Source organism: Desulfosporosinus cupriresistens, assembly GCF_001707885.1.
In the GTDB taxonomy this organism is placed as follows: Bacteria; Bacillota; Desulfitobacteriia; order Desulfitobacteriales; family Desulfitobacteriaceae; genus Desulfosporosinus.
Genome location: NZ_MASS01000035.1, coordinates 18,293 through 43,111, shown reverse-complemented (window position 1 = coordinate 43,111; position 24,819 = coordinate 18,293). Strand labels below are relative to the sequence as shown.

The following is a 24,819-nucleotide window of genomic DNA, read 5'->3' as shown; positions in this document are numbered from 1 at the left end:
CGGGTCATACAAGTCCCCCGTCTCCCCCGTCCCTAGCCCGGGACGCAGTAAGACACGAGCGCGAGGTCTTTACGTAAGCAGAAAGCAAACTTCCGTGAAAGCGACCGACCCCAGATACGGGGCAGCGCACAAGGATGTGCGCTGCCGCCAATGCGCCAAGGATGGCGCTTTTGGCGGGAACCCCGCTCCCCAAAGCCAAGGAGCTTTCACGGTTAGTTTGCTCTGCGTCGTAAGCACCGAACGCTGTGTCTTACAAGTCCCCCTACTTCACTACTATATTAACCAGCTTACCCGGAACCGTAATCACCTTAACAATCGATTTACCTTGCACCCATTCCACCACTTTAGGCGTATCAAGCACCAATTTTTCCAGCTCAGCAGACGATATATCTGCAGCCACTTGAATCCGATCACGGACCTTGCCATTAATCTGCAGAATGACAGTCACTTCATCTTGAACGAGAGCCGCTTCATCCACTTTAGGCCAAGGCTGTTGATGAATGCTCTCTGTGTGCCCAATTTCCAGCCAAAGCTCTTCCGTAATATGCGGAGCAAACGGGGCCAGGAGAATCAGAATCGCTTCGACCGCCTCTCGTCCGACCGCAGTCACTGCCGTCGGCTGCTCCTTATAGATGTACAAAGCATTAACCCATTCCATGATGGTACTAATTGCCGTGTTAAAGTTAAAGCGCATTCCGATATCTGTCGTCACTCTCTGAATTGCCAAATGGGTGTGGCGACGCATTTCTTTACTAGCTGCATCCAGATTACCCCATTCGTCTGCTTGACCTAGCGAAGCTGAAGCTTGGTTATGAGCTTCCTTAAAGATCGGCTCATATTGAGCAACTAAACGCCAAATGCGGTTAAGGAACCGATAACACCCTTCAACCCCTTGATCACTCCACTCCAGATCCCTCTCCGGTGGGGCAGCGAACAGGATAAACAATCTTGCCGTGTCTGCACCATACTTGCCAATAATCACTTCCGGGCTGACAACATTCCCTTTGGATTTGGACATCTTCGAGCCATTCATGCACACCATACCTTGCGTAAGCAAGTTCTGGAAAGGTTCATCCACTTTCAAATAGCCAAAATCCCGTAAGCCTTTCGTAAAGAACCGCGCATACAGTAGGTGCAGAATCGCATGTTCCACTCCACCGACATATTGATCGACATTCATCCACTGATCCGCTGCAGCTTGAGAAAAGGGCGCCTCCGTGTTGCGAGGATCTGTATAACGAAGGAAATACCACGAAGAACAAGCGAAGGTATCCATCGTATCCGTCTCACGCCGAGCAATTCCCCCACACTTGGGGCACGTCGTTTCAGTAAACGATGACGATGAGGCCAACGGGTTTTCCCCTGTTTTAAAGACGACATCCGTCGGAAGCATAACGGGCAACTGCTCTTCGGGAACCGGCACTGTTCCACAGGACTCACAATAAACCATCGGAATAGGCGCTCCCCAATAACGTTGACGAGAAATGAGCCAATCCCTCAAGCGGAAATTAACTTTCCGTTGACCCACGCCGCGGCGCTCCGCTTCATCGGCAATCCGATCCCAACCCTCATCACAGTTTAAACCATCAAAGGAATCCGAATTAACCATGACCCCTTCCTCGGTATAAGCAGCCTTGAGTAGCTGATCTTTCGCTTCCGGGGCACTTCCTGCAGGCACAATAACCGTCTTGATCTCCAGTTGATACTTGGTTGCAAATTCAAAGTCCCGTTCGTCATGCGCCGGCACACCCATAACCGCACCTGTTCCATATTCAAGAAGCACATAGTTGGCAATCCAAATCGGAACTTTTTTCCCACTTAGGGGATTGAGACAATATGCCCCGATGAATAGCCCTTCCTTCTCAGCTTCCGTAGAAGTCCGAGCGATTTCATTGAGGCCATTCATTTTCTCAATAAACGCCAGCACATCTGCTTCATATTCCGTCCCGGTTACCAACTCTAAGACCAGCGGATGTTCCGGAGCTAAAACCACATAGCTCACCCCATAAAGAGTATCAACCCGAGTGGTGTACACCGCAATCTTCTCCGGGCGCTCTTCCAAGGCGAACTGAACTTCCACCCCTTCAGAACGACCGATCCAGTTGCGCTGCATCGTTTTAACCTTCTCCGGCCAGCCCGGCATATTATCCAAGTCTTGAAGCAACGTTTCAGCATAATCCGTAATTTTAAAGAACCACTGCTCCAGATTCTTCTTCGTCACAAGGGTATCACACCGTTCGCACCCTCCATCCACCACTTGCTCATTGGCCAGCACCGTAGCACAGGAAGGACACCAGTTCACAGCAGCTTTTTTCTTATACACCAAACCATGTTTGTAAAACTCTAAGAACAGCCACTGCGTCCATTTATAATAACCCGGGTGACAGGTTGCTATTTCGCGGTCCCAATCATAGGAAAGACCCATTCCTTGCAGCTGCAGCTGCATGTTGGCGATGTTTTTCCAAGTCCAATCAGCCGGAGGCGTTTGATTCTTAATCGCCGCATTTTCCGCCGGCAAGCCAAAGGAATCCCAGCCAATCGGGTGAAGGACATTAAACCCATTCATCCGTTTAAAACGCGCAATGACATCCACGATCGAGTAGTTACGCACATGCCCCATGTGCAAATTTCCCGAAGGATAAGGAAACATAGCCAAGGCATAATACTTTGGCTTCGAGGATTTCTCCTCGGTCTTATATGCCTTGTTCTCCCCCCAGTATTTCTGCCACTTCGATTCGATCTCCGAAAACGAATACTTCTCTTGCATACAATCTTTCCCCCTTAAAAACAGTAAAAAGCCCCGTCCTCTAAAGGGACGAGAGGCTTGCTCCCGTGGTACCACCCAATTTTAAATATGCTCAAACGATGTTAACGGCTCGCACCGGTGTTCATTGCAACCTGAACACAGCTCCAGGGCGAGTTCCTGAAGTCCCCCCCAACAGCTTTCACCAACCGCTGTCTCTCTGAATGAGGATTCCTTAGTACTACTCCCTATCGTTGCATTTGCGTGTTTGGTTTAAATTCCGCTAGTACTGAATGAAACAGCCTCCGCATCTTTCCAAAGACGTTCAAGCTGGTAAAATTCACGTTGTTCAGGAGTCATCACATGAATAACTAAATCGCCCGCACAATCCATCAAAACCCATTTAGCAGCCGGCAGCCCTTCAAGATGAGCAACTGGAATTCCGATCTCCGGCAACTTTTCCTCCAGATGATTCGTGATCGCTTTAACCTGCGTTGTCGTATTCCCGGTCACAATCAAACAATAATCTGTGACCATTGAAATACTCTTTAAATTCAAAAGAGAAATATCTCCGCCTTTTTTGTCTTCGACAATACCAACAATTTCTTTAAGCTTTTTTTGATCCAGTTCCAATAGTTTGCCTCCTTTGTAAATCCTCATAAGTCAATTGAGTTAAGGGATGAATCGGGTGGTTGTATTCTTTCAAGTATATTAAAGTGCCTTTGACACATTCTAATGTACCCTTTTCTAAATCATCATACAGGGATTGTCGCAACTTGTCCACTTTTGGAAAGTCACGATTGGGTTCGGTTAAATCAGCACTGTAAATAAGCATCTCCATGGGGGACATTCCTGGCCTTCCTAACGTATGATTCGCAATCGCCGCCAAAATTTCTGTATCGTCTACCCTATAATAATGCTCCAACCAATAAGCCGCAAGAGGCCCGTGCAAAATATGGGGGTTCTGTTCATCTTCAGGATAATTAAGTAAATTCCACTGACGCGCTAAACTTAACTGATCCTTTATCGAAATACCTTTGGCCAAATCGTGTGCTAACCCTGCACAACGAGCTTTGACCGGATCTAAACCATGGTGTCTGGCCAAATCTTCGGCCCAATCAGCAACACCTAACGTATGCTTCAACCGCTCGTCAGAAAGAACACGAGCTGCTAAAATAGACACTTCTTCAACTCGCAATATCAAGTCTCTCCCGCCCCTCTTTTATCTTTATCTTACTCTATGATTTTTAATCCCTCTACATTATATATTAAACATTTACGAGCGCGAATAAACCCATTTCTAAATTTGTGTCAAAAAGTACAAAAGAAGTACAAATATATAAGAAATAAGGGTGGCCCCACAAGCATGTCAGGAGGCCTCCCTTACAGTTCGCAGGGTATTACATTTGTTTTGGCTTAGCTTCATTCACTGTTAAGGGGCGTCCACCAAAATCTTTGCCATTAAGTTCTACAGCCATGCGTTCTGCATCCGCTTCTTCGACTTCGATAAAGCCAAATCCTCGTGAACGGCCAGTTTCCCGGTCGGTAATAATCCGACTGCTTTCTACCTGCCCATATTCGCTAAAGAATTGACCGAGTTCGTCTGCTGTAGTATTCCACGGGAGATTTCCGACATAAAGTGTTGTTGTCATAGCAATACCCACCTCTTTGAATTGATTCATTGATCGTTATCGTTTTTAGTATGATCAAATCTAAACAGAGTATGCGAACAAAGACATAAAAACACTATATCTGTGTCTTATCAGGCATTTTTTCAGCAAGATAAAGGCCATGTTGTTGAATAAAAAGACGAACCGACTCCGGCAAAAGGTAACGAATAGGTTGTCCATGGCGGACCCGCGAGCGAATATCCGTTGAGGAAATCGCTAAAGCAGGAACTTCCAAATAATGAATTCTACCTTGAGTTTCCGGATGTTCTTTTTGAACTTTCAGAAGAAAATCGCTCGCATCAAACCCAGGACGTGCAGCACCGATAAATTGAATCAGCGTCAGGATTTCTTCAGCTTCACGCCAGGAAAAGATCTCGAGGAGTGCATCGGTCCCGGTTATAAAATAAAGTTCATGCTCCGGCCAGGCGCAGCGTAAGAGGCGCAACGTTTCCACAGTATAAGATAAACCATCTCTCTCAATTTCCAGAGCAGAAAGATCAAAATCCGGATTATCCTTAATGGCGAGTCCAACCATCTCATAACGTAAATTTGCAGCGGAGACGTCCCGCCTATTTTTATGGGGCGGCGTCCCACTCGGAATAAATAACACTTTGTCTAGATTAAACTCACTCCGCGCCATTTCCGCAGCAACAAGATGCCCATTATGAATCGGGTCAAATGTCCCGCCCATTATTCCTAAACGGTTCACTTTTATCACTCCTTATGTTGCATCTTATTCTACTGAGTTATACGTTTTCCCTTTCTTCCTAATACCCTATATTATCTTATTTTTTCTGTTTATTGTCCAACCCCCTGGGATGATAAATATAATACACTCACAAACACAATTGAAGATGAACAATTGGAAGTTGACTATTGATTTAAGAGAGGAGGCGAATATTTAATCCACCCCCTCCTTATCATCAATGTCCACAGCTATTGGGCACTATCGTAAGAGTTCACTTTAAAGAAGTAATCACTAGAGAACGGACGGTACAGGTGAACTTTAACAACCCCAACGTTTTCTCCTTTGGCCATGAGGTAATCAATCGTTTCCTCAATCGTGTCACAAATCGAGCCCATAGCTACGATGACATACTCTGCATCGTGGTCGGACGATAGGATGTCGCTTTTTTGACTTTTTGTTCAACCGCGCTCCCTTTAAGGTTAGGACTGTTATCCCAAAGAACCGTATGGAACGTAAAATATTTTCCAACATAGTGATTCTTCCTCGTAGAAGGAACCACCATGTTCAAACCCTTTTTCTTTGGGTACAGGATAAAGCTCCATTCGTCCGTGCAAGGGCATTTTTGCGAATTGATAAGCCTTATAAGCTGAAATTCCTACAAAAAGGAGTATGGAAAGATAAGCAACAAAACTTAAAATCAAAATAGTCAACCTCCTTCATTATTTAATTTGTTATTATAGTTATTATCTAATCTAAGTGCGTTCTTTTGATATCTCCTGGAACCCTTGTGTGATAAGGGTTCCAGTTTTTTAACTGTCAAATGCCAGTTTAACAGAGCCCCGCTCAAAAGAGGGATTAGCAAAGTTTGGCTAATCCCTCTTTAGGACTTATTTATATTAGTGACTACTCTGGGCGAATCGCCCATACTTTCTTGGAGATTTCTTCAGGGTCAACGGTGATCCGGGCTACCCCGCTGTCCATAGCGGCTTGGGCGACTGCAGCAGCAACAGCCGGAGCAACACGGGGATCAAACGCTTTGGGAATGACATAATCCGCATCAAGCTCGTCGTCACTGACCAAGCCCGCAATCGCATAAGCTGCGGCGACTTTCATTTCTTCGTTAATTTGTGAGGCATGAACATCCAGGGCGCCGCGGAAAATACCAGGAAAGGCAGAAACGTTGTTGACTTGATTTGGAAAATCCGAACGTCCCGTACCTACAACTTTTGCTCCAGCCTCTTTGGCGAGTTCGGGCATAATTTCTGGAACAGGGTTTGCCATAGCAAAGATAATCGGGTCCTTGGCCATGGTTTTGACCATCTCAGGAGTTACCATATTGGCTGCTGAAACACCAATAAAGACATCTGCTCCAACTAAGGCGTCTGCAAGAGAACCGATCAGCGTTTGAGGATTGGTCACTTTGGCGATTTCCTCTTTTGATTTGTTCATTCTTACAGGACGTCCTGTGTAGATTGTTCCCTTGGTATCACACATAATTACATCTTTAACACCCATGCTCATGAGCAATTTGATGATCGCCACACCAGCAGCACCTGCACCGTTGGTAACAACACGAATGCTATCTATAGATTTTCCAACAACTTTGAGAGCGTTAATCATTCCGGCCATGACAACGATAGCTGTTCCGTGTTGATCATCATGGAAAACAGGAATGTTCATTTCATTTTTTAGGCGTTTTTCAATCTCGAAGCATGCCGGTGCACTGATGTCTTCCAAATTGATTCCGCCAAATGTTGGTTCCATTAGCTTTACCGTCTCAATTACTTTTTCAACATCTTCTGTGTCTAAGCAAATCGGGAAGGCATCGACTCCGGCAAACGTCTTGAAGAGAACGGACTTCCCTTCCATGACAGGCATGGAGGCAAGCGCTCCGATGTTTCCAAGGCCGAGAACAGCAGTTCCGTTAGAGACTATAGCCACAAAGTTACCTTTATTCGTATAAGCATACGCTAAGTCTTTTTCCTTATGAATATCCAAGCAAGGTTCAGCCACTCCTGGAGAGTACGCCAAGGATAAATCTCGACTGTTACAGACCGGAACTTTGCTGCGAACTTCCAGTTTACCTATATTATCGCGATGAAGAGCTAAAGCATCGTCTCTAAGTGTTCCCATATAATCTATCTCCTTTTAGAATAATAATCTTCTTCTACTAGCATTTGTCGAAATCCGCGTATTTGGTCTAGGAATTAGTCCTAGATCAAGCCCTTTTAATTAGGCTATTTTCGGAGCCAACGATCCAGAGCAAATTTGTTAGTTTCACGGTTTAAGTCTGCCAGACTCGATGTCAAGGGTATTTCCTTCGGACAAGCACGAACACAGTTTTGTGCATTACCACAGTCAGCAATCCCCCCCTCATCGAGCAAAGGCGCCAACCGTTCATGTTTGTTCATTTTCCCCGTTGGATGAGTATTAAAGAGACGGACTTGAGAAATGGCAGACGGCCCTATAAATTTGGAACGCGAATTTACTTGGGGGCAAGCTTCCATACAGCACCCACAGGTCATGCACTTTGACAATTCATAGGCCCATTGGCGCTCCACTTCTGCCATACGCGGCCCGGACCCCAAATTATAAGTCCCATCAATCGGAATCCAAGCATGAACTGTTTTCAAGTGATCGAACATGATTTGCCTGTCAACCATGAGATCCCGCACTAACGGAAATTTCGTCAGTGGTTCAAGTACAATCGGCTGTTTCAGTTGGTCTATGAGAGCAGAGCAAGCTTGTTTCCCTTGTCCATTAATGTTCATAGTACAAGCTCCGCAAACTTCCTCTAGACAGTTACATTCCCAAACCACGGGGGTCGTCTTCTTCCCTTCAGCAGTTACCGGGTTTTTCTGAATCTCCATTAAACAAGAAATAACATTTAGTTTTTCTCGATAGGGAACATTAAACTCTTCCCAACGACTTGGCTTATTAGGTCCATCTTGACGACGAATTTTAAAGCGTATTGTTTTTTGTTCAGCCATTCTTTTATTCACCTCTACTTCTCTATCTTAATAATGGCGCGGACGCGGTGGAATCAAGGATACGTCAACATCTTCATAACTGAGCTCTGGTCCTTTGGGGGTCCATTGGGCAATGGTTGTCTTTAAGAAATTCACATCATCGCGCTCTGGATACTCCGGTTTATAATGTCCACCCCTGCTCTCGTTGCGGCGTAATGCTCCCAAGGTAACAACTCTCGCCAGTTCCAACATATTCCACAGCTGACGGATGAACGTTCCTTCCTGGGTTCCCCATTCAACGTTATCGCTTCTGCCAATATTATGCCAACGTTTCATAAGCCCCTGAAGTACAACGTCGGTTTCCGCCAGTTTATTGTTGTAGCGTACGACGGTCACATTCATAGTCATAATATCCCCTAGTTCTTTGTGGAGAAAGTAGGGATTTTCTGTCCCCTTCATAGATAAGATCTTTGCCCATTTCTCGTCTTGAAGTTTCTTCTCTTTCATAAAAGCTGGCTCATTGCCGCTTGGGGTTTGCAGCCTGTTTTTCTTAACGTACTCCAACACCTTGGGTCCAGCAACCATTCCCCCATAGATTGCCGAAAGCAACGAGTTCGCTCCCAGACGGTTTGCCCCATGGTATTGGTATTCACATTCCCCAGCCGCAAATAGTCCTGGAATATTCGTCATCTGGTCGTAATCAACCCAGAGTCCACCCATGGAATAGTGCACGGCAGGGAAAATCCGCATGGGGACTTTCTTTGGATCATCACCAACGAACTTTTCATAGATTTCCAAGATTCCTCCAAGCTTACGTTGCAAGACCTGCGGATCGATATGTGACAGATCGAGGTAAACCATGTTTTCGCCATTAATCCCAAGGCCTTTGTCAAAGACAACTTCATAAATAGCACGAGTCGCAATATCGCGCGGAACCAGGTTTCCATAGTCCGGATACATCTCCTCAAGGAAATACCAAGGTTTTCCATCTTTGTATGTCCAGACTCGTCCTCCTTCTCCGCGGGCTGATTCAGACATCAGCCTGAGCTTGTCATCGCCCGGAATAGCGGTGGGGTGGATCTGAATAAATTCCCCATTAGCATATTTTACGCCTTGTTGATATAACGCTGATACAGCACTTCCCGTACAAATCGTAGAGTTTGTGCTTTTACCAAAGACCGCGCCCGGCCCGCCCGTTGCGATAATCACGGCGTCCGCAGCAAACGACTTAATACTCATATCCCGTAGGTCCTGTGCGACAATCCCTTTACACATACCTTTATCGAGCACAGCTGAGAGCAATTCCCACTGTTCGAATTTTTGCACCATGCCTTCAACTTCATAACGCCGAACCTGCTCATCGAGTGCATAGAGAAGTTGCTGGCCGGTTGTAGCCCCTGCAAAGGCTGTCCTATGAAATTTGGTCCCTCCAAAACGACGGAAATCGAGTAACCCTTCTGGAGTACGACTAAACATTACGCCCATCCTATCCATCAAGTGAATAATCCCTGGCGCCTCATCACACATGGCTTTCACTGGCGGTTGATTAGCCAGAAAATCCCCACCGTACACCGTATCATCAAAGTGAAGCCACGTTGAGTCCCCTTCTCCTTTGGTATTAACTGCTCCGTTAATGCCTCCCTGAGCGCATACCGAATGTGAACGTTTAACTGGTACTAAAGAAAATAAGTCAACGTGCGTACCGGCTTCGGCCATCTTGATCGTTGCCATCAGCCCAGCAAGGCCGCCTCCCACTACTATGACTTTACTCATCCCTTTGCCCCCCTAAAAATTTGTTTCTTATTTGTGATAGCATTTTCTGTTTACTTTTCATTATTAACCGCTGTCTGCGTAGGGTGATTCTCCTTCTACTTTAGGAAGGCTGAAATATCTGCTAAACCGATCGCCGATAGGAGCATGAAAACTGCTGCCAATGAATACAACCACATTTTCTGGGAATGGGGTCCAACAGTGATGCCCCAAGTGATGGCAAAGGCCCATAAGCCGTTGACAAAATGGAAAATCGCAAACAAAATGCCTAGGGCGTAGAAGATTAGTCCAAGTGGATGACTCACAAAATGTTGGAGTGCTGCGAAATTAGCCTCGCCAAAACGCAGAAGGTAAACGTGAATAATAATAAAGACCACGGTATATAGACCGGAAATTCGTTGGATAATGTAGAACCAATTCCGAGCATACTTATATCTCAAAACATTGCTTTGCCCGGTATAAACCACCCAGGTTCCATATATAGCGTGAATTGAAATAGGGATAAAGATGATCAGAAGTTCAACGATAAATATCCCGGGGAAATTCCTCATTGTGTTAATGACTCGGTCATACTTCTCTGCTCCTCCACGGGCAGTTAAATTAAGAATCATATGAAAGGTTAAAAATAGGCCGATAGGTATTAGTCCTAATAGGGAATGGACTCTACGAATCAAAAAGTGATAAGGTTTTTGTGTCGTACTCATAATTCCGATCCTCTCCTCTCAAAGCTCTTTTGGCGAACATAGAATCTCTTCTTCTTTCTACGAAATAGAATATTCCGGTTTCCAACCTCCTCCAATAATATAAATTGTAGAAAAAACAAGCTTTTTTATGTTCTTGTGATTGATTTCTAATTTAAAGAATAAGCAATCCGTGTGCCAAGATCGAATTGAATAGAGGATATTTTCAGAAAATATTTTTAATATAGCGTTGGATGCCCCTGAGCTCTCGTTTTTTAGAAGGATTTATTTCAAACTAAAGGTTAAGAGGTAAGCAACTATCTTTCGTCGCTTACCTCTTTATGGTTCACTTTCATTTCTAATTTCTAGAATGTAAATACTGATTATTTATATGTTTTAGAATATCAATAGTTCATCCTAACTTATTCGTTGGACATCGTCTTAAGTCTATTATATAGCGTGGCTATGGATATCTTTAAGGCATTTGCGGCTTGCTTCTTTCCTTCCACTGAATTCCCATAGCGCTTTATAGCCAATTGAATCATCTGCTTTTCCATTTGTTCAAGGGGCATAATTTCTCCGATCACCTGCTCTTCCCCAATTGTGGACTGGTAATCCACGAGGTTGAGTATATGTTTATCGGTAATCATATCTTCTTCCACCGTGACCATGGCGCGTTCTACAACATTTTGAAGTTCCCGGATATTACCCGGCCAGTTGTATTGCCGCAACAGTTCTTCCGCTTGGACTGTCAATCCTATCACGCGTTTACCAAATTTACGATTAAACTTGACAATGAGGGAATGTACATAAGCTGGAATGTCTTCTTTGTGTTTACGTAGTGGCGGTAAGCGCAATTCTAAAACATTGAGCCGGTAATAAAGATCTTCTCGAAAAACCCCTTGTTTGGCCATCTCCAGCAAATTACGGTTGGTAGCAGAAATCACGCGGACATCCACTTTGATAGTTTGAGTCCCTCCAACCCGTTCGAACTCCATTTCCTGTAAAATGCGCAGAAGTTTAGCCTGTAAATAAAGGTTCATATCTCCAATCTCATCTAAGAAAATTGTTCCGCCGTTTGCCAACTCCATCTTGCCGAGCTTTGTTTTTAATGCTCCCGTGAAGGCCCCTTTTTCATGCCCGAAAAATTCGCTTTCTAATAATGTCTCAGGGATTGCTGCACAGTTTACCTTGATAAAAGGCTTGTCCCTACGTAAACTTGCGCTATGGATGGCATGGGCAAATAATTCTTTTCCAGTACCTGATTCTCCTGTAATGAGTATGGTTGAGTTACTCTTTGCCGCTTTACGGGCCAAATCCAGGGCCGTTTCAAATTCCGGATGACTCCCGATCAGGTCATCAAACGTATACTTACTAGTGGAGATTTGACTAATACGGCTTTGTAGTTCATCAATCACTTGATTGGAAGCTCTCAACTGTTCCATCAACTTATAAATATCTGTCAGTGGCTGAAAAACCACGACAGCTCCTTCCATTTTGCCATCAACGACAATAGGGGACGCATTAGAGATTACTTCCACACCTGTTCCTCCAACCTGAGACCGGTGAGCGAACACAGGTTCATGCATCCGAAGAGACCGCGCAAGCGCACCGTTAGGAGAGACGTCAAAAATATTGTGTCCAATCCGCTGACCTGCCGGAACTGCCGTGACACGACTAAACGATGGATTAACATATTTTATCTTTCCGTCAATCCCCGCTACTTCAATGGCTTCCTGAACAGAGTTCAAGATGGCGTCGAGTTCTCCTTTTAAGCGTTTTATATCTGCCAGCTTTTCTTTTTCTTCTATGATATACATCATAAGATTCGCGCCTTGGGCTTCAATCATTGCGCAGAACTTTGTTTTCTTTCGTTCTAATTGTTCTTGTACCTCAGGGATACCAGTAGCTTCAATAATTACATCGAGATTTGGCACTTCTAGAAATACTTCCAGCGTTACACAGGTCGGCACGCCGTCTATGCGCGCCATCTCCATTCCTGGTGTCTTTTCTCTAAGATCACACACGATAGCGATCTCAATATGCTCTATGAAACGTAGCGTTTTATAGACCGTCGATCCTCCTCCTCCCATGCCAACAATACCTACTCTTACCTTAGCCATGTTTCACCCTCCCTCCGAAATTCTTTATAGATTGTAAATTCTTAATTACAATTATTAGAATATTCGCCCCCATTCATCAAATTTCCTACTCTATCTATTAATTTTTAGAAGTTTCTCTGAATAGAGTAGACATTATTCAATTAATTCATCTTATTTCTATAATTTATAAAGAACATTTCAATAGTTTTCTTTTTCATCCTCCTAATAATAACTTTATGTCGTCCTGCTACGGAGTGCATCTAACCCTTTGTCAGATCCCATTATGAGGCACAAACTTGGAATTATTATGGAAGTCTTACCCGATTTTATGCTCTTAAAATAGAAAAAAGTCACAAATCAATAATTTGCAACTTATGTGCCACAGCTATTACTACTAATTTGGATGTGTGCTTTACTGGTGCTCCCTTTGGTATTTGGCTTTATCTACTCTTCGTTCTCTTGTTTTATAGATTTTTAATTTAATTTCTAGAAATTAGAATGAACTTCATTCTTTTATTATTCTCACATATCTGCCTTATATACGCCTTGTATACGCCTTGTATACGCCTTGTACAATTATTCTTAAATTTCTTACTATTGGCACAATTCTTGCTAATGTAAAATACAAGAGGAGGAAACGACTTAATGACATGTGTATGATCACAAAGGTATGCGTTGCGTGAATGCAGTAAGAGAGAAAGGAGTCAGTAGAATGAAACCGAAAATGACGGGGACTTTAGACCTTCACTTATTGAAGTATGGAAAAAGAGATTTTGAACTAAATTCTAAAATTATACACAAAACATAGGAGGATAAAGAAATGCAAAAAGGTTATATGTTTATACTTCTAACTGCTCTATCATATAGTACCCAGGAAATTGCAAATAAAATGCTAGTTCAGAAAGGATTAGATTCATTTCAAATTACATTTATAATATTTTTGATCGGCGCTATCCTATTGACCCCACTAGCAATAAAAGATATCAAAGCTAAGAAGCTAAATCTTGGTGTAAGAGATTTTGGATACTTAGCATTAAATGGTGCATTATGTGTACCTATCTCAATGGCTCTCCTATCATGGGCAGGCAAATATACTCTAGCTTCAACTTCAGCAGTTATATTTAGTTCTAATGCAATATTTACAGTACCCTTTGCTTATTTAATTTTAAAAGAAAAAGCTAGTAAATCAATCTTATTTTCTCTTTTTATAGGTATTTTGGGCGTTCTTGTAATTTTCAATCCAGCCAAAATGGCAGCGGGAATGCATGGCGGATCTTCCAATTTATTAGGAATAACACTTTCATTAGGCGCGGCTATATCATGGTCACTATATACAGTAATCAGCAAAATTAGAATACATCTATACGGTGGTTATGTATTTAACTGTATAGCATTCTATTTCGGAGCATTCTTTGTGCTATTAATACTCTTAGCTACAGGAAGACCTGTTCTAAATGGACTTGATGGGAATTCAGTATTAATACTGGTCTACATGGGTCTTTTTATAAAGGCACTCGGATATATATTCTATCTTGGAGCAATAAGGTTAACCTCAGCAGTTACAGCATCCTTAGTATTTTTAATAAAGCCCGCTTTAGCTACCATACTTGCTGTAATGATACTTGGAGATAAGCTTCAGACAAACGTAATTATAGGAATTGGATTTATTATTGTAAGTTCCTATATTGCCTTTAAATCTAAGCAAGCTTCTGTGGCGGCTCGGGCAGTTGCCAAGTGAACTCGTTCAGCTACCCCGAACATGGATCTCTAGGTGGAGGCTCTACTCCACCTACGCCACCAGAAGAACTGAATCAGAAGGCTTAGCATGCACGATTTCGTGGAGATTATAGATTTATAACAATAGAAATATTGGGGGTACAGACGAGATGAAGAAAATACTCGCGGAAGAAATCGTTACTGCGGTTGAAAAACTTTGTGTCGAGGCAAATTATGACCTAGGTTCGGACATCATGGCTGGGTTTCATCAGGCTTTGAAGGATGAGCGTTCTCCGTTAGGCCAAGAGGTATTAGAACGTCTCATCGAGAACGCTAAAATTGCACACGAGGAAAGAGTCCCAATGTGTCAGGACACCGGGATGGCGGTGCTTTTTGTAGGTATTGGCCAGGATTTGCACGTAGTCGGTGGGGACCTCACCGAGGCAATTAATGAAGGGGTACGTCGAGGTTATGAACATGGCTATCTTCGCAAATCGGTGGTAAAAGATCCGTTTGAACGGGTTAACACAGGGGATAACACGCCAGCAGTGATCCATTATGATATTGTCCCCGGCGATTCGCTGCATCTTGTAGTGGCTCCCAAAGGGTTCGGCAGCGAAAACATGGGAGGCTTAAAAATGTGTAAACCTTCGGAGGGCTTAGAGGGTGCAATGCAATTTGTTGTGGACACGGTCGATCAAGCGGGTGGAAATCCCTGCCCGCCGATTATCGTCGGAGTGGGCGTGGGCGGTACGATGGAGAAAGCAACCCTTCTAGCCAAAAAAGGCTTGCTTCGCGAAGTGGGGAAACGTAATCCTGAAAAGCGATTGGCTAAGATCGAAGCGGAGTTATTAGAGCGCGTTAATCACTTAGGTATTGGTCCTCAAGGGTTTGGTGGAGTGACAACTGCGTTGGCGGTTAACTTAGAGGTCTATCCGACACATATTGCGGGAATGCCAGTCGCAGTAAACATTGGCTGTCATGCAACTCGTCATAAAGAAATCACCTTGCAAGGGAGGGAAAGCTAATGAACGGAGTGAAACGTATTGAAACTCCTTTAACTCAAGAAATGCTGAAAGGCTTGAAAGCCGGGGACAATGTCTTGATAAGCGGCGTGATTTATACCGGGCGCGATGCAGCTCATAAAAAAATGGTCGCTGCTCTGGAGCAGGGCAAAGACCTTCCCTTTACTATGAAAGATCAAATCATCTATTTTGTAGGGCCTACACCTGCCAAAAAGGGCCAAGTGATTGGTTCTGCTGGGCCGACGACAAGCGGGCGGATGGATGCTTATTCGCCGAAGTTGATCGCCGAGGGACTAACGGGAATGATCGGCAAAGGGCTTCGTTCTCCGGAAGTGATCGAAGCGATGAAGAAACACGGTGCCGTCTACTTCGGAGCAATTGGTGGAGCCGGTGCCTTGATTGCCAAGCGAATTGTTTCGGCGGAAGTGATTGCCTATCCTGAACTGGGACCAGAAGCGGTACGACGTCTAGTTGTCAAGGATTTTCCGGTGATCGTGATTATTGACCATGAAAGAAATAATCTCTATGAAATTGGGAAAGCGCAGTACAAAAGGACGTAAAGGGCACGTCATTGATCATCTACATTGTCCTTGGGACATCGTTTACAGAATCAGTACCTACTAGAATGAGGTAAAATGAAAATTCGCCCAGTCCAGCCTTTCACTGTCGTGTTGCTTCATGCAGAAAGGCTTGGATCGAATAGTCTCAGTGACAATGCTAGATGCCCCTGGAAAAAAGAGGATACATACTCTTTTTTCCAGGGGTGCTGGCTTTCAGCAATTTACCCTCTTTCTAAAATAAGAAAAACCGAGGCTGCGCCTCGGTCCTTTTTATCGTATATCCGTTATTCGGTATTGATACCCATGGATTCCATTGTAGTACTCCGGGTACATTGTCCCACCACATTTTTCGGATTCGGCACCTTTTTATGTTTTAGTTACACAATCTTAGTTGTCCACTCCTCTAAATTCCACACGTCGGTTACCCAATCTTCGTAAAATTCCGGTTCGTGGGAAACAACAAGCACAGTCCCTCGATAATCCGCAATCGCTTTCTTAAGCTCTTCCTTAGCATCCACATCCAAATGATTCGTTGGCTCATCAAGGACCAACCAATTAACATCCTTCAGCATGAGCTTACAGAGCCGAACTTTAGCGTTCTCTCCGCCACTTAAGACCATCATCTTACTGGAGATGTGTTCTTTCGTCAGGCCGCAGCGTGCTAAGGCTCCGCGTACTTCAGCATTCGTGAGTCCGGGATATTCACCCCAAACTTCGTCTAACGCCGTCTTCTCATTTTTGCGACTGGATTCTTGCTCGAAATAACCGGGCGCGAGAAAATCCCCCAGCTCGACTTCACCGGAAACCGGGGGAATAAACCCCAGCAACGTCTTGAGCAAGGTGGATTTACCTAAGCCGTTGACCCCCCGGATGGCAACCTTTTGCCCTCGTTCGAGAGTCAAATTTAGAGGACGCGTCAACGGTTCATCATAACCCAGCACAATATCTCTGGCCAGGAAAATCAGTTTACTCGGTGTCCGCGCTTCTTTAAATTTAAATTTTGGTTGGATTTTCTCCCTCGGCCGCTCCAACAGATCCATTTTTTCCAACTGCTTCTGACGGCTCTTGGCCCGCCCAGTCGTCGAAATCCGGGCTTTGTTGCGAGCAATAAAGTCTTCTAACCGATCGACTTCTTTTTGCTGCTTGTCATAAGCTTTAATCTCCTGGATTTTTCGAATCTCTAAAAGCTCCATGAATTGTTCGTAGTTTCCGGTATAACGTGTCAGACCAGCGTTTTCCACATGATAAATGACATTGATAACGCTATTCAAAAAGGTGATATCGTGAGAAACGAGAATAAACGCATTTTCATACTGATTAAGATAACGCTTCAACCACTCAATATGCTCGACATCCAAAAAGTTCGTCGGCTCATCAAGAATTAGAATGCTGGGATTTTGGAGCAAGAGTTTCGTGAGTAAAACTTTCGTGCGCTGACCCCCACTTAAATCCTCAACATCTTTCTCTAAACCAATTTCCCCAAGCCCCAGTCCATTAGCAATCTCCTCGATTTTCGCATCAATCATATAGAAGCCATTGTGTTCCAGGATACTCTGAATCTCTCCGACATCCTCCAAGAGTTTGTTCATTTCACTTTCCGAGACGCTGCCCATTCGGTCATACATCTCCAAAGTCTCTGCTTCCAAGTCAAACATCCCTTGAAACGCTTCTTTGAGAACGTCGCGAATCGTTTTTCCTTTGGTCAAAATTGTATGTTGGTCTAAATAACCGACCGTTACCCGGTTTGACCATTCAACATTCCCTTTATCCGGCATCAACTTGCCCGTAATGATATCGAGAAAAGTTGATTTGCCCTCTCCATTAGCCCCCACCAGGCCAACGTGTTCCCCTTTTAATAAGCGAAAGCTCACGTCCTCTAAAATTTTACGCCCACCAAAGCCATGGCTGACATTTTCCACATTTAAAATGCTCATCTGACTAAACTTCTCCCCTTATTGCAACTTAATAGATTGTGCTGGATGAATCCAGGTTTGACAACTAACTATATTATTTGTCAAACATACCGCCGACTTTGCGACGTTTAGTGCCCTTCCGCCTCTCCCCAATCTTTTGCGTAGCTTTAATGGGTCCACCTTGTTGGGCACTCTTCAGTTTTTTTTCTTCGACCAAGCGTTTCATTTGCTCAAGCATATTCTCATCCATATTAATGACCCTCCAATTATTGTAAAGCTAAATTATTTTGGGCTATTTTTTCGGCCAGTTCATTTAAATACGTCCAACGTTCCAGCATGTCTTCCAGTTTCTTTTCAAGGTCTTGTTGGATAGCAACTAACTCAGTTAGCTTGCCAAAATCGCTACCCATCTCATTCATCTGTTGACTATTTTTTTGCAGGTCTTCTTCGGTCTGGGCAATCTGATCCTCAATTTGCGCAAAGTCCTGCTGCTCTTTATAGGTCATTTTCAGCGGGCGTTCTTTCTTTCTCTCCGGTTCTTCCTTGGCCACCGGGGTGCCCTGGCCCTTTAAAGCTTTGGCCAAAGAATTTAGATTGGTCGCCTGCGCAGCCTCCTGCTCAGCCGCATAGACTTGTTCCCGATAGTCCGAGTAATTGCCTACATAGGACCGAATGATCCCCTCGCCTTGGAAAGCAAAAATCTTATCCGTCACCCGGTCGAGGAAATACCGATCATGGGAAACAGCAATCACAGCGCCCGGAAATTCATCCAGATAGCCTTCCAAAATAGTCAAGGTCTGAATATCCAAATCATTGGTCGGCTCATCTAATAAGAGGACATTCGGAGCACCCATCAGAATCCGCAAAAGATAAAGCCGGCGTTTTTCGCCACCGGAAAGCTTAGCGATCTGCGTCCATTGCGCAGCCGGCGGGAACAAAAAGCGCTCCAACATTTGCGATGCTGTCAAAAATCCACCGTCAGCCGTAGGAATCACTTCGGCCACCGCTTTAAGCTCATCAATCACACGAATATCGGGATTCAAATAGGTATTTTCCTGGGCGAAATATCCGATATTGACCGTAGATCCTAGTTCTATACTCCCACCATCCGGCGTCAGACGACCAGCGATCAAATTTAACAAAGTGGACTTACCACTCCCGTTGGGACCAATAATCCCTATCCGATCATTCCTTAAGAGAATATAATCGAAATCTTTGATCACCACACCCCGGTCAGGAAACGCTTTTTGGACATGCGTGCATTCCATGATTTTCTTTCCCAAACGAGAGGCCCCTGCCGTGATTTCAATCCGCTCCGTCCCTGCCGTGGGCTTATCCGCCGCCAGCTTTTCAAAGCGCTCAATCCTAGCCTTCTGCTTAGTCGTCCGGGCTCTGGCACCCCTGCGCATCCAGGCCAGTTCATTGCGAAAGAGGTTTTGGCGTTTCCTCTCCGTTGCCTCGACTTGCTCTTCCCGCTCCGCTTTTAATTCCAAGAAACGACTATAATTTCCGGGGTAAGGATAAAGCTTTCCCTGATCCAACTCTAACACCCGACCAACAACACGGTCGAGGAAATAGCGATCATGCGTTACCATGACCAAAGCACCTTTGCGTCGATTCAAGTATTGTTCCAACCAATCCACCGTATCATTATCAATGTGGTTCGTTGGCTCATCAAGGATCAGAATATCCGCCGGATTAATAAGCGCACTCGCCAGGGCCACCCGTTTGCGCTGTCCGCCGGACAGGGTCCCAATTAAAGTATCGAATTTGGAAATGCCGAGCTTACTTAGAATCGCTTTCGCCTCGTTTTCTAACTGCCAAGCGTCCAGCTCATCCATCTGTTGCCCTAGAGTGATCAACGTTTGTTGCAACTTAGACTGTTCCGGGTCATCATTCAGCTTTTCTAAAGCCATTTCATACGCCCGCAACAATTTCATTACCGGAGAATTCCCTTTAAAGACTTGTTGTAAGACCGTCGCACTATCTTCGAAATCTGGGTTTTGGGGGAGGTAATCGAGCTGCACATTGTTTCCCATCGTCACTTTCCCCTGATCCGGCCATTCAACACCCGCCAAAATCTTGAGCAAAGTGGACTTACCCGTCCCATTAACCCCAATAATTCCTATCTTTTCCCCTTCGTCAATCCCAAAGGAAATATCAGCAAAAAGTAGTTTTTCGCCATAACTTTTCGTCAAATTCTCAGCCGTTAAGATGTTCATCGTTATTCCTCTTCCCCTTAGCAAAAGCTGTAGAACATCTTATTATATCATGTATTGTAAAGGTTGCCCAAACAAAAGCCCCATAGCTTATGCCTATTAGCACAGCTATGGGACGAGAGAGCCAAAAAGTATTGACAAATCCAAATCTAACTCGGTAAAACAATCAACGGCTTATTCTTAGATTGTCTAAACAATAAGAAATTACGCCCAATCACTTGCACAAGTTCGGCTCCGGTTTGTTCAGCCAGTTCAGCAGCCACACTTTTCGGTTCTTCCAGACAATTTTGTAAAACTCGACCCTTAATCAGCTCGCGGGCTTCTATGGCCTCGTCCGCTTGAGTGACCACCGTCTCCACGATTCCGCCCTTACCCACTTGCAGAATGGGAACCATTTCATTCCCCATAGCTCTTAAAAAACGTTTTTGCTTACCTGTTAACACGGATATCTGCCCCCTAAACTTTCATAGCCCTTGCGGGTCACAAGAATACTTTTACCAAAAAATTTTTACTCATATCTCAAAGCCGCCATGGGTTCGAGCTTGGCCGCCTTTAACGCGGGATAAAAACCGAAGAATAATCCGACACCAATGGAAAAGGAAAAGGCCAATACAATCGCCCAGCCCGACAAAAGCGGAGGCCAACTTAGGAGATGGGCTACCAATAACGCACTCCCTACCCCCACGGCAATGCCCATCATTCCCCCGACAAGAGATAAAACAATCGCTTCTAATAAAAACTGGGTTAAAATGTCCTTCTCTTTAGCTCCCACGGCTTTACGCAGCCCGATTTCCCGGGTGCGTTCGGTCACAGACACCAACATCATGTTCATAATGCCAATTCCCCCTACCAAAAGGGAGATCCCGGCAACCAAACCAATAATGCTGGTCAGAATACGCGTAATTTTATTGGCCGATTGAACCAATTGCTGCACATTATAAGCCTCATACTGATCCGTTGTCCCGTGACGCACGTTCAAAATGCGTTTGGCACTAGTGATGGCGTTATCCAAATCAGACTCCAGGTAGGTCGCCCCTTCCAGCTGGTCGACACGTGTGGACTGGAAAATATCCGACCAGGTTCCCCAAGGCACACAGGGGATAAGCATTCTGAGGCCCGACATCAAACTGGGCGAAGGATGAGGTATCCTTCGCTAAGACCCCAATCACCCGACAAGGCACATTTTGAATAATAATCTGCTGCCCGAGCGGATTTCCCGCCCCAAATAAACTGTCTGTGATCGTCGAATCAATCACAACGACACGACGATCAGCCGAAAATTCCTCAGCCGAGAAAAACCGCCCTTTGGCAATCTCCCTATGGCGCAACTCTGCGAAATCCGGAGTCGTTCCCACGATCATGGCTGAGGAGTGCTTTTGGTTGACCTCCAAGGTCGTATATTCAATACTCGCCGGCAGCAGCGTCTTGACTTGGGTCAGGGCCCGTCTTAAGCTTTCTCCGTCTTGAACCGTTAAGCGATCTCCTTCAGCCTGACCAGTCTGCCCGACCGATTTCGTGTACAACACAAACAAATTAACGCCGCTTTTCTCCATCTCTTGCATGATCGCCGCCTTACCGCCCAGACCGATGGTCACCACAGCAATGACCGCAGCAATCCCAATGATAATGCCCAGCATCGTTAATCCGGAGCGCAGCTTATTCGTGCGCAGGCTAAAGAGGGCACCTCGCAGTCCTTCGAATAGGCTCATGTCCCGCCACTCTCCGTCTCCGGCGTTACCCGCAGCCCCGGCTCAAGTTCGTTGGAAGGATTGAGGACGACCAAATCTCCGGCTTTTAAGCCGGAAGTAATTTCCTGATGCGTGTCATTGCCAATACCGACCTTCACTTCAGTCTTCAGAAGTCGCCCCTCTTTAATCTGGTAAACATAGTTTTTGCTCCCTTCTTGGAAAAGAGCTTCTAGAGGGACCGCTAAGACGCCTGCTTTCGTCGCCGCGATGATTTGGATTGACACAGTAAAACCAGGCTTCAGACCGGCAGGCACTTGATCTAAACGAATCGTCACCCTCACCGTTGGCGAGACATTACCCTGGGCACTTAATTGAGAGACCGCCTCCGGAGCAATCTCGGCAATAGTGCCCTGCACTGAAGTCGTTCCCAACACCTTACTGGTAACCGTCACCTTCTGGCCCAGTTTCACCTTTCCGGCATCCACTTCATTGAGTTGCGCCTCAACCTTCATCTGGGCCAGATTCGCCACAATAACCAGCGGCTGTTGGACGGGAGAAGTACTTCCCTCCTGGGCATTAACCTCCAGAACGGTTCCCGCAAGCGAGGCCTTATAAATCTGCAGTCCCTGCTGCACTTGGGCAACCTTAAGGGCTTCTTGAGCTTGTTTTAAGGCCGCTTTACTTTGAGCCAACAGGCTGGGCAGGGCCGCATCGACATTCGTTTGCGCCGCTTCAACATTCGCCTTCGCTTGCGCCACTTGAGCATCTTCGAGGGTTGTATCCAAGCTGACCAGGATCTGCCCCACTTTAACAGTATCCCCGACCTGCACCGCTACCTTGGCAACACGCCCAGGGTTTAAGGCGACAACCTCCTGGCGGGATACGGGCACAACGCTCCCCGTGGCATAAACATCTTCTTGCATCGAGATTGACGCTACCGCCCCAGCCTTAACCTGCAGTGGGCCCTGAACTTTCCCCCAAGCCCACCAGCCGCCCAAGCCTAATACAAGAATCACCAGCACTGCCCCGATTCCCCACCAGAGAAGTTTTTTCACACCGTTACCCCCAAACGCCCAAAATTCTGACCATCCTCCTACTCCCAGTCAAACCTGACGCCCGCGATCTCCACTTTATCCCCTGCTTGAATCCCTTCAGCTTTTAGCGCGTCATCGATACCCATAGCTTTTAAGATATTTTGCAAACGATAGACACCCGCTTCGCTCTCAAAGAACGTCATCTTCACATGTTTCTCGATTTCTTTCCCGGAGACAATAAATAGATCCTCTTCTTTAGAGATCTCAAACCGCTTATCCGACTGCACCTTCGTAACTAAGTGTTCTGCCGGAAGATTAAAAATCTCCGGCGCCGGGATATCCGGCAAGAGCTGAGCAATACGATAAATCAAGGCTTGTAAGCCTTCGCCCGTCGCTGCGGAAACTGCGAAAATCTCCTGCTGATCGCCGACCGCTTCTTTGAGACGCTGCAAATGTTCCTCAGCACCGGGAATATCGATCTTGTTGCCCACAATGATCACGGGTCGCAGAGCCAGCTCCGGACTATATTGCCGCAGTTCTTCCTGAATAATCCGTAAATCCTCCAGTGGATCCCGTTCTTCCGAACCAGAAATATCCAGAACGTGGAGGATCAAACGAGTCCGCTCGGTGTGGCGTAAAAATTCATGCCCCAAACCGGCTCCCGTATGGGCGCCCTCGATCAGCCCCGGAATATCAGCCATCACAAAACTTTGCCCATCCTCCAGCTCGACCACGCCCAAATTAGGAATTAACGTAGTAAAGTGATAGTCGGCGATCTTCGGCTTGGCTGCCGAAACTTTAGAAATAAGTGTCGATTTCCCCACATTCGGAAAACCAACCAGCCCCACGTCTGCCAGGAGCTTTAACTCTAAACGCAACCAGCGCTCCACACCAGGTTCTCCATTTTCCGCTAAGGTGGGGGCCTTGTTCGTATTGCTCATAAAACGAGCATTACCTCTGCCACCCCGCCCACCGGCAGCAACGACAACACGTTGTCCATGCTCTGTTATATCCGCAATGAGTTCACCGCTCTCATCATCTAAGACGACTGTTCCCACAGGAATACGAAGTTCAGAATCTTCTCCACTCCTGCCGGTCATATTCTTGGCCTGCCCATGGTCCCCTCTATCGCCCTTATAATGCCGTTTATAACGGAAATCCACGAGAGTTCTTAGGCCCTCATCACCAATAAAAACAATATTCCCCCCGCGTCCGCCGTCTCCACCACTCGGTCCGCCTTCAGGAACGTATTTTTCTCGACGAAACGCCACAGCACCGGCCCCGCCATCTCCGCCTTTAACATAGATCCTTGCCCGATCGTAAAACATTAACATACTTGATTCTCCTTATTGTCACGCTCTTTAAACCGAATTACCTATTTGGAATTTATAATAAACTTAGCCATTTTATCCAAGAGAACATTTTCCTCATCCAATAAGATAAACTGACAAGATAATCCTCCTGGTTCATCGTACAAAAACACTTCCGCATCCAGTTTTCCCAACTGCCTAAACTGAGCAGACAATTCCAGGCATTCTCTAGTGTACCCGTATAAGGCTTCTCCATATTCTTCTCGCCAATGATCTTGCCAAAAATCTTCCTCTTTCATCCCCTCAGGAAAATCAATCGTCGCCGTAATCTCTTCCCGCCTCAGACGGATAAGAAAACCCAGCAACATCGCTGCCAGCTGCGGCTCTACAATTTGCGCTATTTTTTGCTCTTCTTGAGGTTCAGCGATCATCTCCAGCATGTAGGCCAGAGCCTTTTCGGGCTGATTAAGTTGTAAATTTCCCATGATTACCTGCCAGTGATTCAGAAAATCATGCCTCTGCAGGCGATACCACTGGAGCAGTTCCGACAATAAAACGTGTTCAACCTCTGACATATGCATCGCTTTCCTCTCCTTTAAAACATCATTCGCACCCCAGGTCCCCACTACTCCAAGCGGGAAAGCCTCCTCTGCTTTGCTCAGAGCAGAAACCTCCTGCGCTGTGAATGCTCCTTTAAGGATAGGCGACCTCGCTTATGTACACATACACGAA

General features: G+C 45.5%; 23 protein-coding genes, 2 pseudogenes and 1 other annotated feature. Of the genes and pseudogenes, 3 read left to right on the top strand and 22 right to left on the bottom strand.

All coding sequences use genetic code 11. The features are described from left to right. Window positions 1-4: 4 nt before the first annotated feature. The 13 genes and pseudogenes from DSBG_RS22545 to DSBG_RS13925 form a co-directional block, all read right to left on the bottom strand. On the bottom strand, window positions 5-199 hold the full coding sequence (locus DSBG_RS22545; RefSeq protein ID WP_141694324.1) for a hypothetical protein: 195 nt from the start codon (window positions 197-199) through the stop codon (window positions 5-7). 63 nt (window positions 200-262) lie between these two features. Beyond that, on the bottom strand, window positions 263-2,767 hold the full coding sequence (gene leuS, locus DSBG_RS13975) for a leucine--tRNA ligase (protein ID WP_068964925.1): 2,505 nt from the start codon (window positions 2,765-2,767) through the stop codon (window positions 263-265). A gap of 41 nt (window positions 2,768-2,808) precedes the next feature. After that, window positions 2,809-3,007, bottom strand: a binding site (T-box leader). Between the two features lie 9 nt (window positions 3,008-3,016). After that, window positions 3,017-3,376, bottom strand: a complete 360-nt coding sequence (gene rsfS, locus DSBG_RS13970) for a ribosome silencing factor (RefSeq protein WP_176716277.1) — start codon at window positions 3,374-3,376, stop codon at window positions 3,017-3,019. Next, complete coding sequence (gene yqeK, locus DSBG_RS13965; protein WP_141694323.1) at window positions 3,351-3,947, bottom strand: bis(5'-nucleosyl)-tetraphosphatase (symmetrical) YqeK; 597 nt, start codon at window positions 3,945-3,947, stop codon at window positions 3,351-3,353. Before yqeK ends, rsfS begins: the two co-directional genes overlap by 26 nt. Before the next feature lie 196 nt (window positions 3,948-4,143). Further along, window positions 4,144-4,395: an RNA recognition motif domain-containing protein gene (locus DSBG_RS13960; protein ID WP_009622056.1), complete on the bottom strand. Its 252-nt coding sequence runs from the start codon at window positions 4,393-4,395 to the stop codon at window positions 4,144-4,146. Window positions 4,396-4,489: 94 nt separating this feature from the next. Beyond that, window positions 4,490-5,131 (bottom strand): nicotinate-nucleotide adenylyltransferase, encoded by a 642-nt coding sequence (gene nadD / locus DSBG_RS13955; protein ID WP_491005745.1) that lies wholly within the window; start codon window positions 5,129-5,131, stop codon window positions 4,490-4,492. A 242-nt stretch (window positions 5,132-5,373) separates the two neighbouring features. Continuing rightward, window positions 5,374-5,520, bottom strand: a pseudogene (locus DSBG_RS21895) (hypothetical protein); the annotation flags it as partial. A 120-nt stretch (window positions 5,521-5,640) separates the two neighbouring features. Next, window positions 5,641-5,802 (bottom strand): annotated as a pseudogene (locus tag DSBG_RS13950) (nitrate reductase gamma subunit); the annotation flags it as partial. 202 nt (window positions 5,803-6,004) lie between these two features. Continuing rightward, entirely contained in the window at window positions 6,005-7,234 is a 1,230-nt protein-coding gene (gene ystJ / locus DSBG_RS13945) for an NADP-dependent malic enzyme (RefSeq protein WP_068964921.1), read from the bottom strand. 104 nt (window positions 7,235-7,338) lie between these two features. Next, window positions 7,339-8,091 (bottom strand): succinate dehydrogenase iron-sulfur subunit, encoded by a 753-nt coding sequence (gene sdhB, locus DSBG_RS13940; protein WP_068964920.1) that lies wholly within the window; start codon window positions 8,089-8,091, stop codon window positions 7,339-7,341. Window positions 8,092-8,118: 27 nt separating this feature from the next. Continuing rightward, window positions 8,119-9,843, bottom strand: coding sequence for a succinate dehydrogenase flavoprotein subunit (gene sdhA, locus DSBG_RS13935; RefSeq protein WP_068964919.1), 1,725 nt, complete (start codon window positions 9,841-9,843; stop codon window positions 8,119-8,121). 95 nt (window positions 9,844-9,938) lie between these two features. Continuing rightward, complete coding sequence (locus tag DSBG_RS13930) at window positions 9,939-10,544, bottom strand: succinate dehydrogenase/fumarate reductase transmembrane subunit (protein WP_068964918.1); 606 nt, start codon at window positions 10,542-10,544, stop codon at window positions 9,939-9,941. A gap of 398 nt (window positions 10,545-10,942) precedes the next feature. Beyond that, complete coding sequence (locus DSBG_RS13925) at window positions 10,943-12,643, bottom strand: sigma-54 interaction domain-containing protein (protein WP_068964917.1); 1,701 nt, start codon at window positions 12,641-12,643, stop codon at window positions 10,943-10,945. 799 nt (window positions 12,644-13,442) lie between these two features. Here DSBG_RS13925 and DSBG_RS13920 point away from each other — a divergent pair. From DSBG_RS13920 to DSBG_RS13910, 3 genes are all read left to right on the top strand, one after another. After that, complete coding sequence (locus DSBG_RS13920) at window positions 13,443-14,360, top strand: DMT family transporter (RefSeq protein ID WP_068964916.1); 918 nt, start codon at window positions 13,443-13,445, stop codon at window positions 14,358-14,360. Window positions 14,361-14,508: 148 nt separating this feature from the next. Beyond that, the gene (locus DSBG_RS13915; RefSeq protein ID WP_068964915.1) at window positions 14,509-15,366 is read left to right on the top strand and encodes a fumarate hydratase; all 858 of its coding nucleotides are present in this window, start codon (window positions 14,509-14,511) and stop codon (window positions 15,364-15,366) included. Continuing rightward, window positions 15,366-15,923: a Fe-S-containing hydro-lyase gene (locus tag DSBG_RS13910; RefSeq protein ID WP_068964914.1), complete on the top strand. Its 558-nt coding sequence runs from the start codon at window positions 15,366-15,368 to the stop codon at window positions 15,921-15,923. The genes DSBG_RS13915 and DSBG_RS13910 overlap by 1 nt, the downstream gene beginning before the upstream one ends. A gap of 377 nt (window positions 15,924-16,300) precedes the next feature. Here the strand turns inward: DSBG_RS13910 and DSBG_RS13905 are convergent, their stop codons facing one another. From DSBG_RS13905 to DSBG_RS13875, 9 genes are all read right to left on the bottom strand, one after another. Next, window positions 16,301-17,857, bottom strand: a complete 1,557-nt coding sequence (locus tag DSBG_RS13905; protein ID WP_068964913.1) for an ABC-F family ATP-binding cassette domain-containing protein — start codon at window positions 17,855-17,857, stop codon at window positions 16,301-16,303. Between the two features lie 73 nt (window positions 17,858-17,930). After that, window positions 17,931-18,086, bottom strand: a complete 156-nt coding sequence (locus DSBG_RS23140; RefSeq protein WP_176716276.1) for a hypothetical protein — start codon at window positions 18,084-18,086, stop codon at window positions 17,931-17,933. 16 nt (window positions 18,087-18,102) lie between these two features. Then, complete coding sequence (locus DSBG_RS13900) at window positions 18,103-20,058, bottom strand: ABC-F family ATP-binding cassette domain-containing protein (protein ID WP_068964912.1); 1,956 nt, start codon at window positions 20,056-20,058, stop codon at window positions 18,103-18,105. A gap of 146 nt (window positions 20,059-20,204) precedes the next feature. Next, window positions 20,205-20,498 (bottom strand): ribosome assembly RNA-binding protein YhbY, encoded by a 294-nt coding sequence (gene yhbY / locus DSBG_RS13895; RefSeq protein ID WP_068964911.1) that lies wholly within the window; start codon window positions 20,496-20,498, stop codon window positions 20,205-20,207. Window positions 20,499-20,563: 65 nt separating this feature from the next. Continuing rightward, a complete protein-coding gene (locus DSBG_RS23770; RefSeq protein ID WP_242877629.1) occupies window positions 20,564-21,067 on the bottom strand; it encodes an ABC transporter permease in 504 nt (167 codons plus the stop codon). Between the two features lies 1 nt (window position 21,068). Continuing rightward, window positions 21,069-21,764 carry an ABC transporter permease gene (locus tag DSBG_RS23765; protein ID WP_242877627.1) on the bottom strand — a complete coding sequence of 232 codons (696 nt, stop codon included), beginning with the start codon at window positions 21,762-21,764 and terminating at the stop codon, window positions 21,069-21,071. Continuing rightward, entirely contained in the window at window positions 21,761-22,798 is a 1,038-nt protein-coding gene (locus tag DSBG_RS13885; protein ID WP_068964910.1) for an efflux RND transporter periplasmic adaptor subunit, read from the bottom strand. Before DSBG_RS13885 ends, DSBG_RS23765 begins: the two co-directional genes overlap by 4 nt. Window positions 22,799-22,836: 38 nt before the next feature. Further along, a complete protein-coding gene (obgE, locus tag DSBG_RS13880; protein ID WP_068964931.1) occupies window positions 22,837-24,105 on the bottom strand; it encodes a GTPase ObgE in 1,269 nt (422 codons plus the stop codon). A gap of 47 nt (window positions 24,106-24,152) precedes the next feature. Beyond that, on the bottom strand, window positions 24,153-24,668 hold the full coding sequence (locus DSBG_RS13875) for a Spo0B domain-containing protein (RefSeq protein ID WP_068964930.1): 516 nt from the start codon (window positions 24,666-24,668) through the stop codon (window positions 24,153-24,155). Window positions 24,669-24,819: the final 151 nt, after the last annotated feature.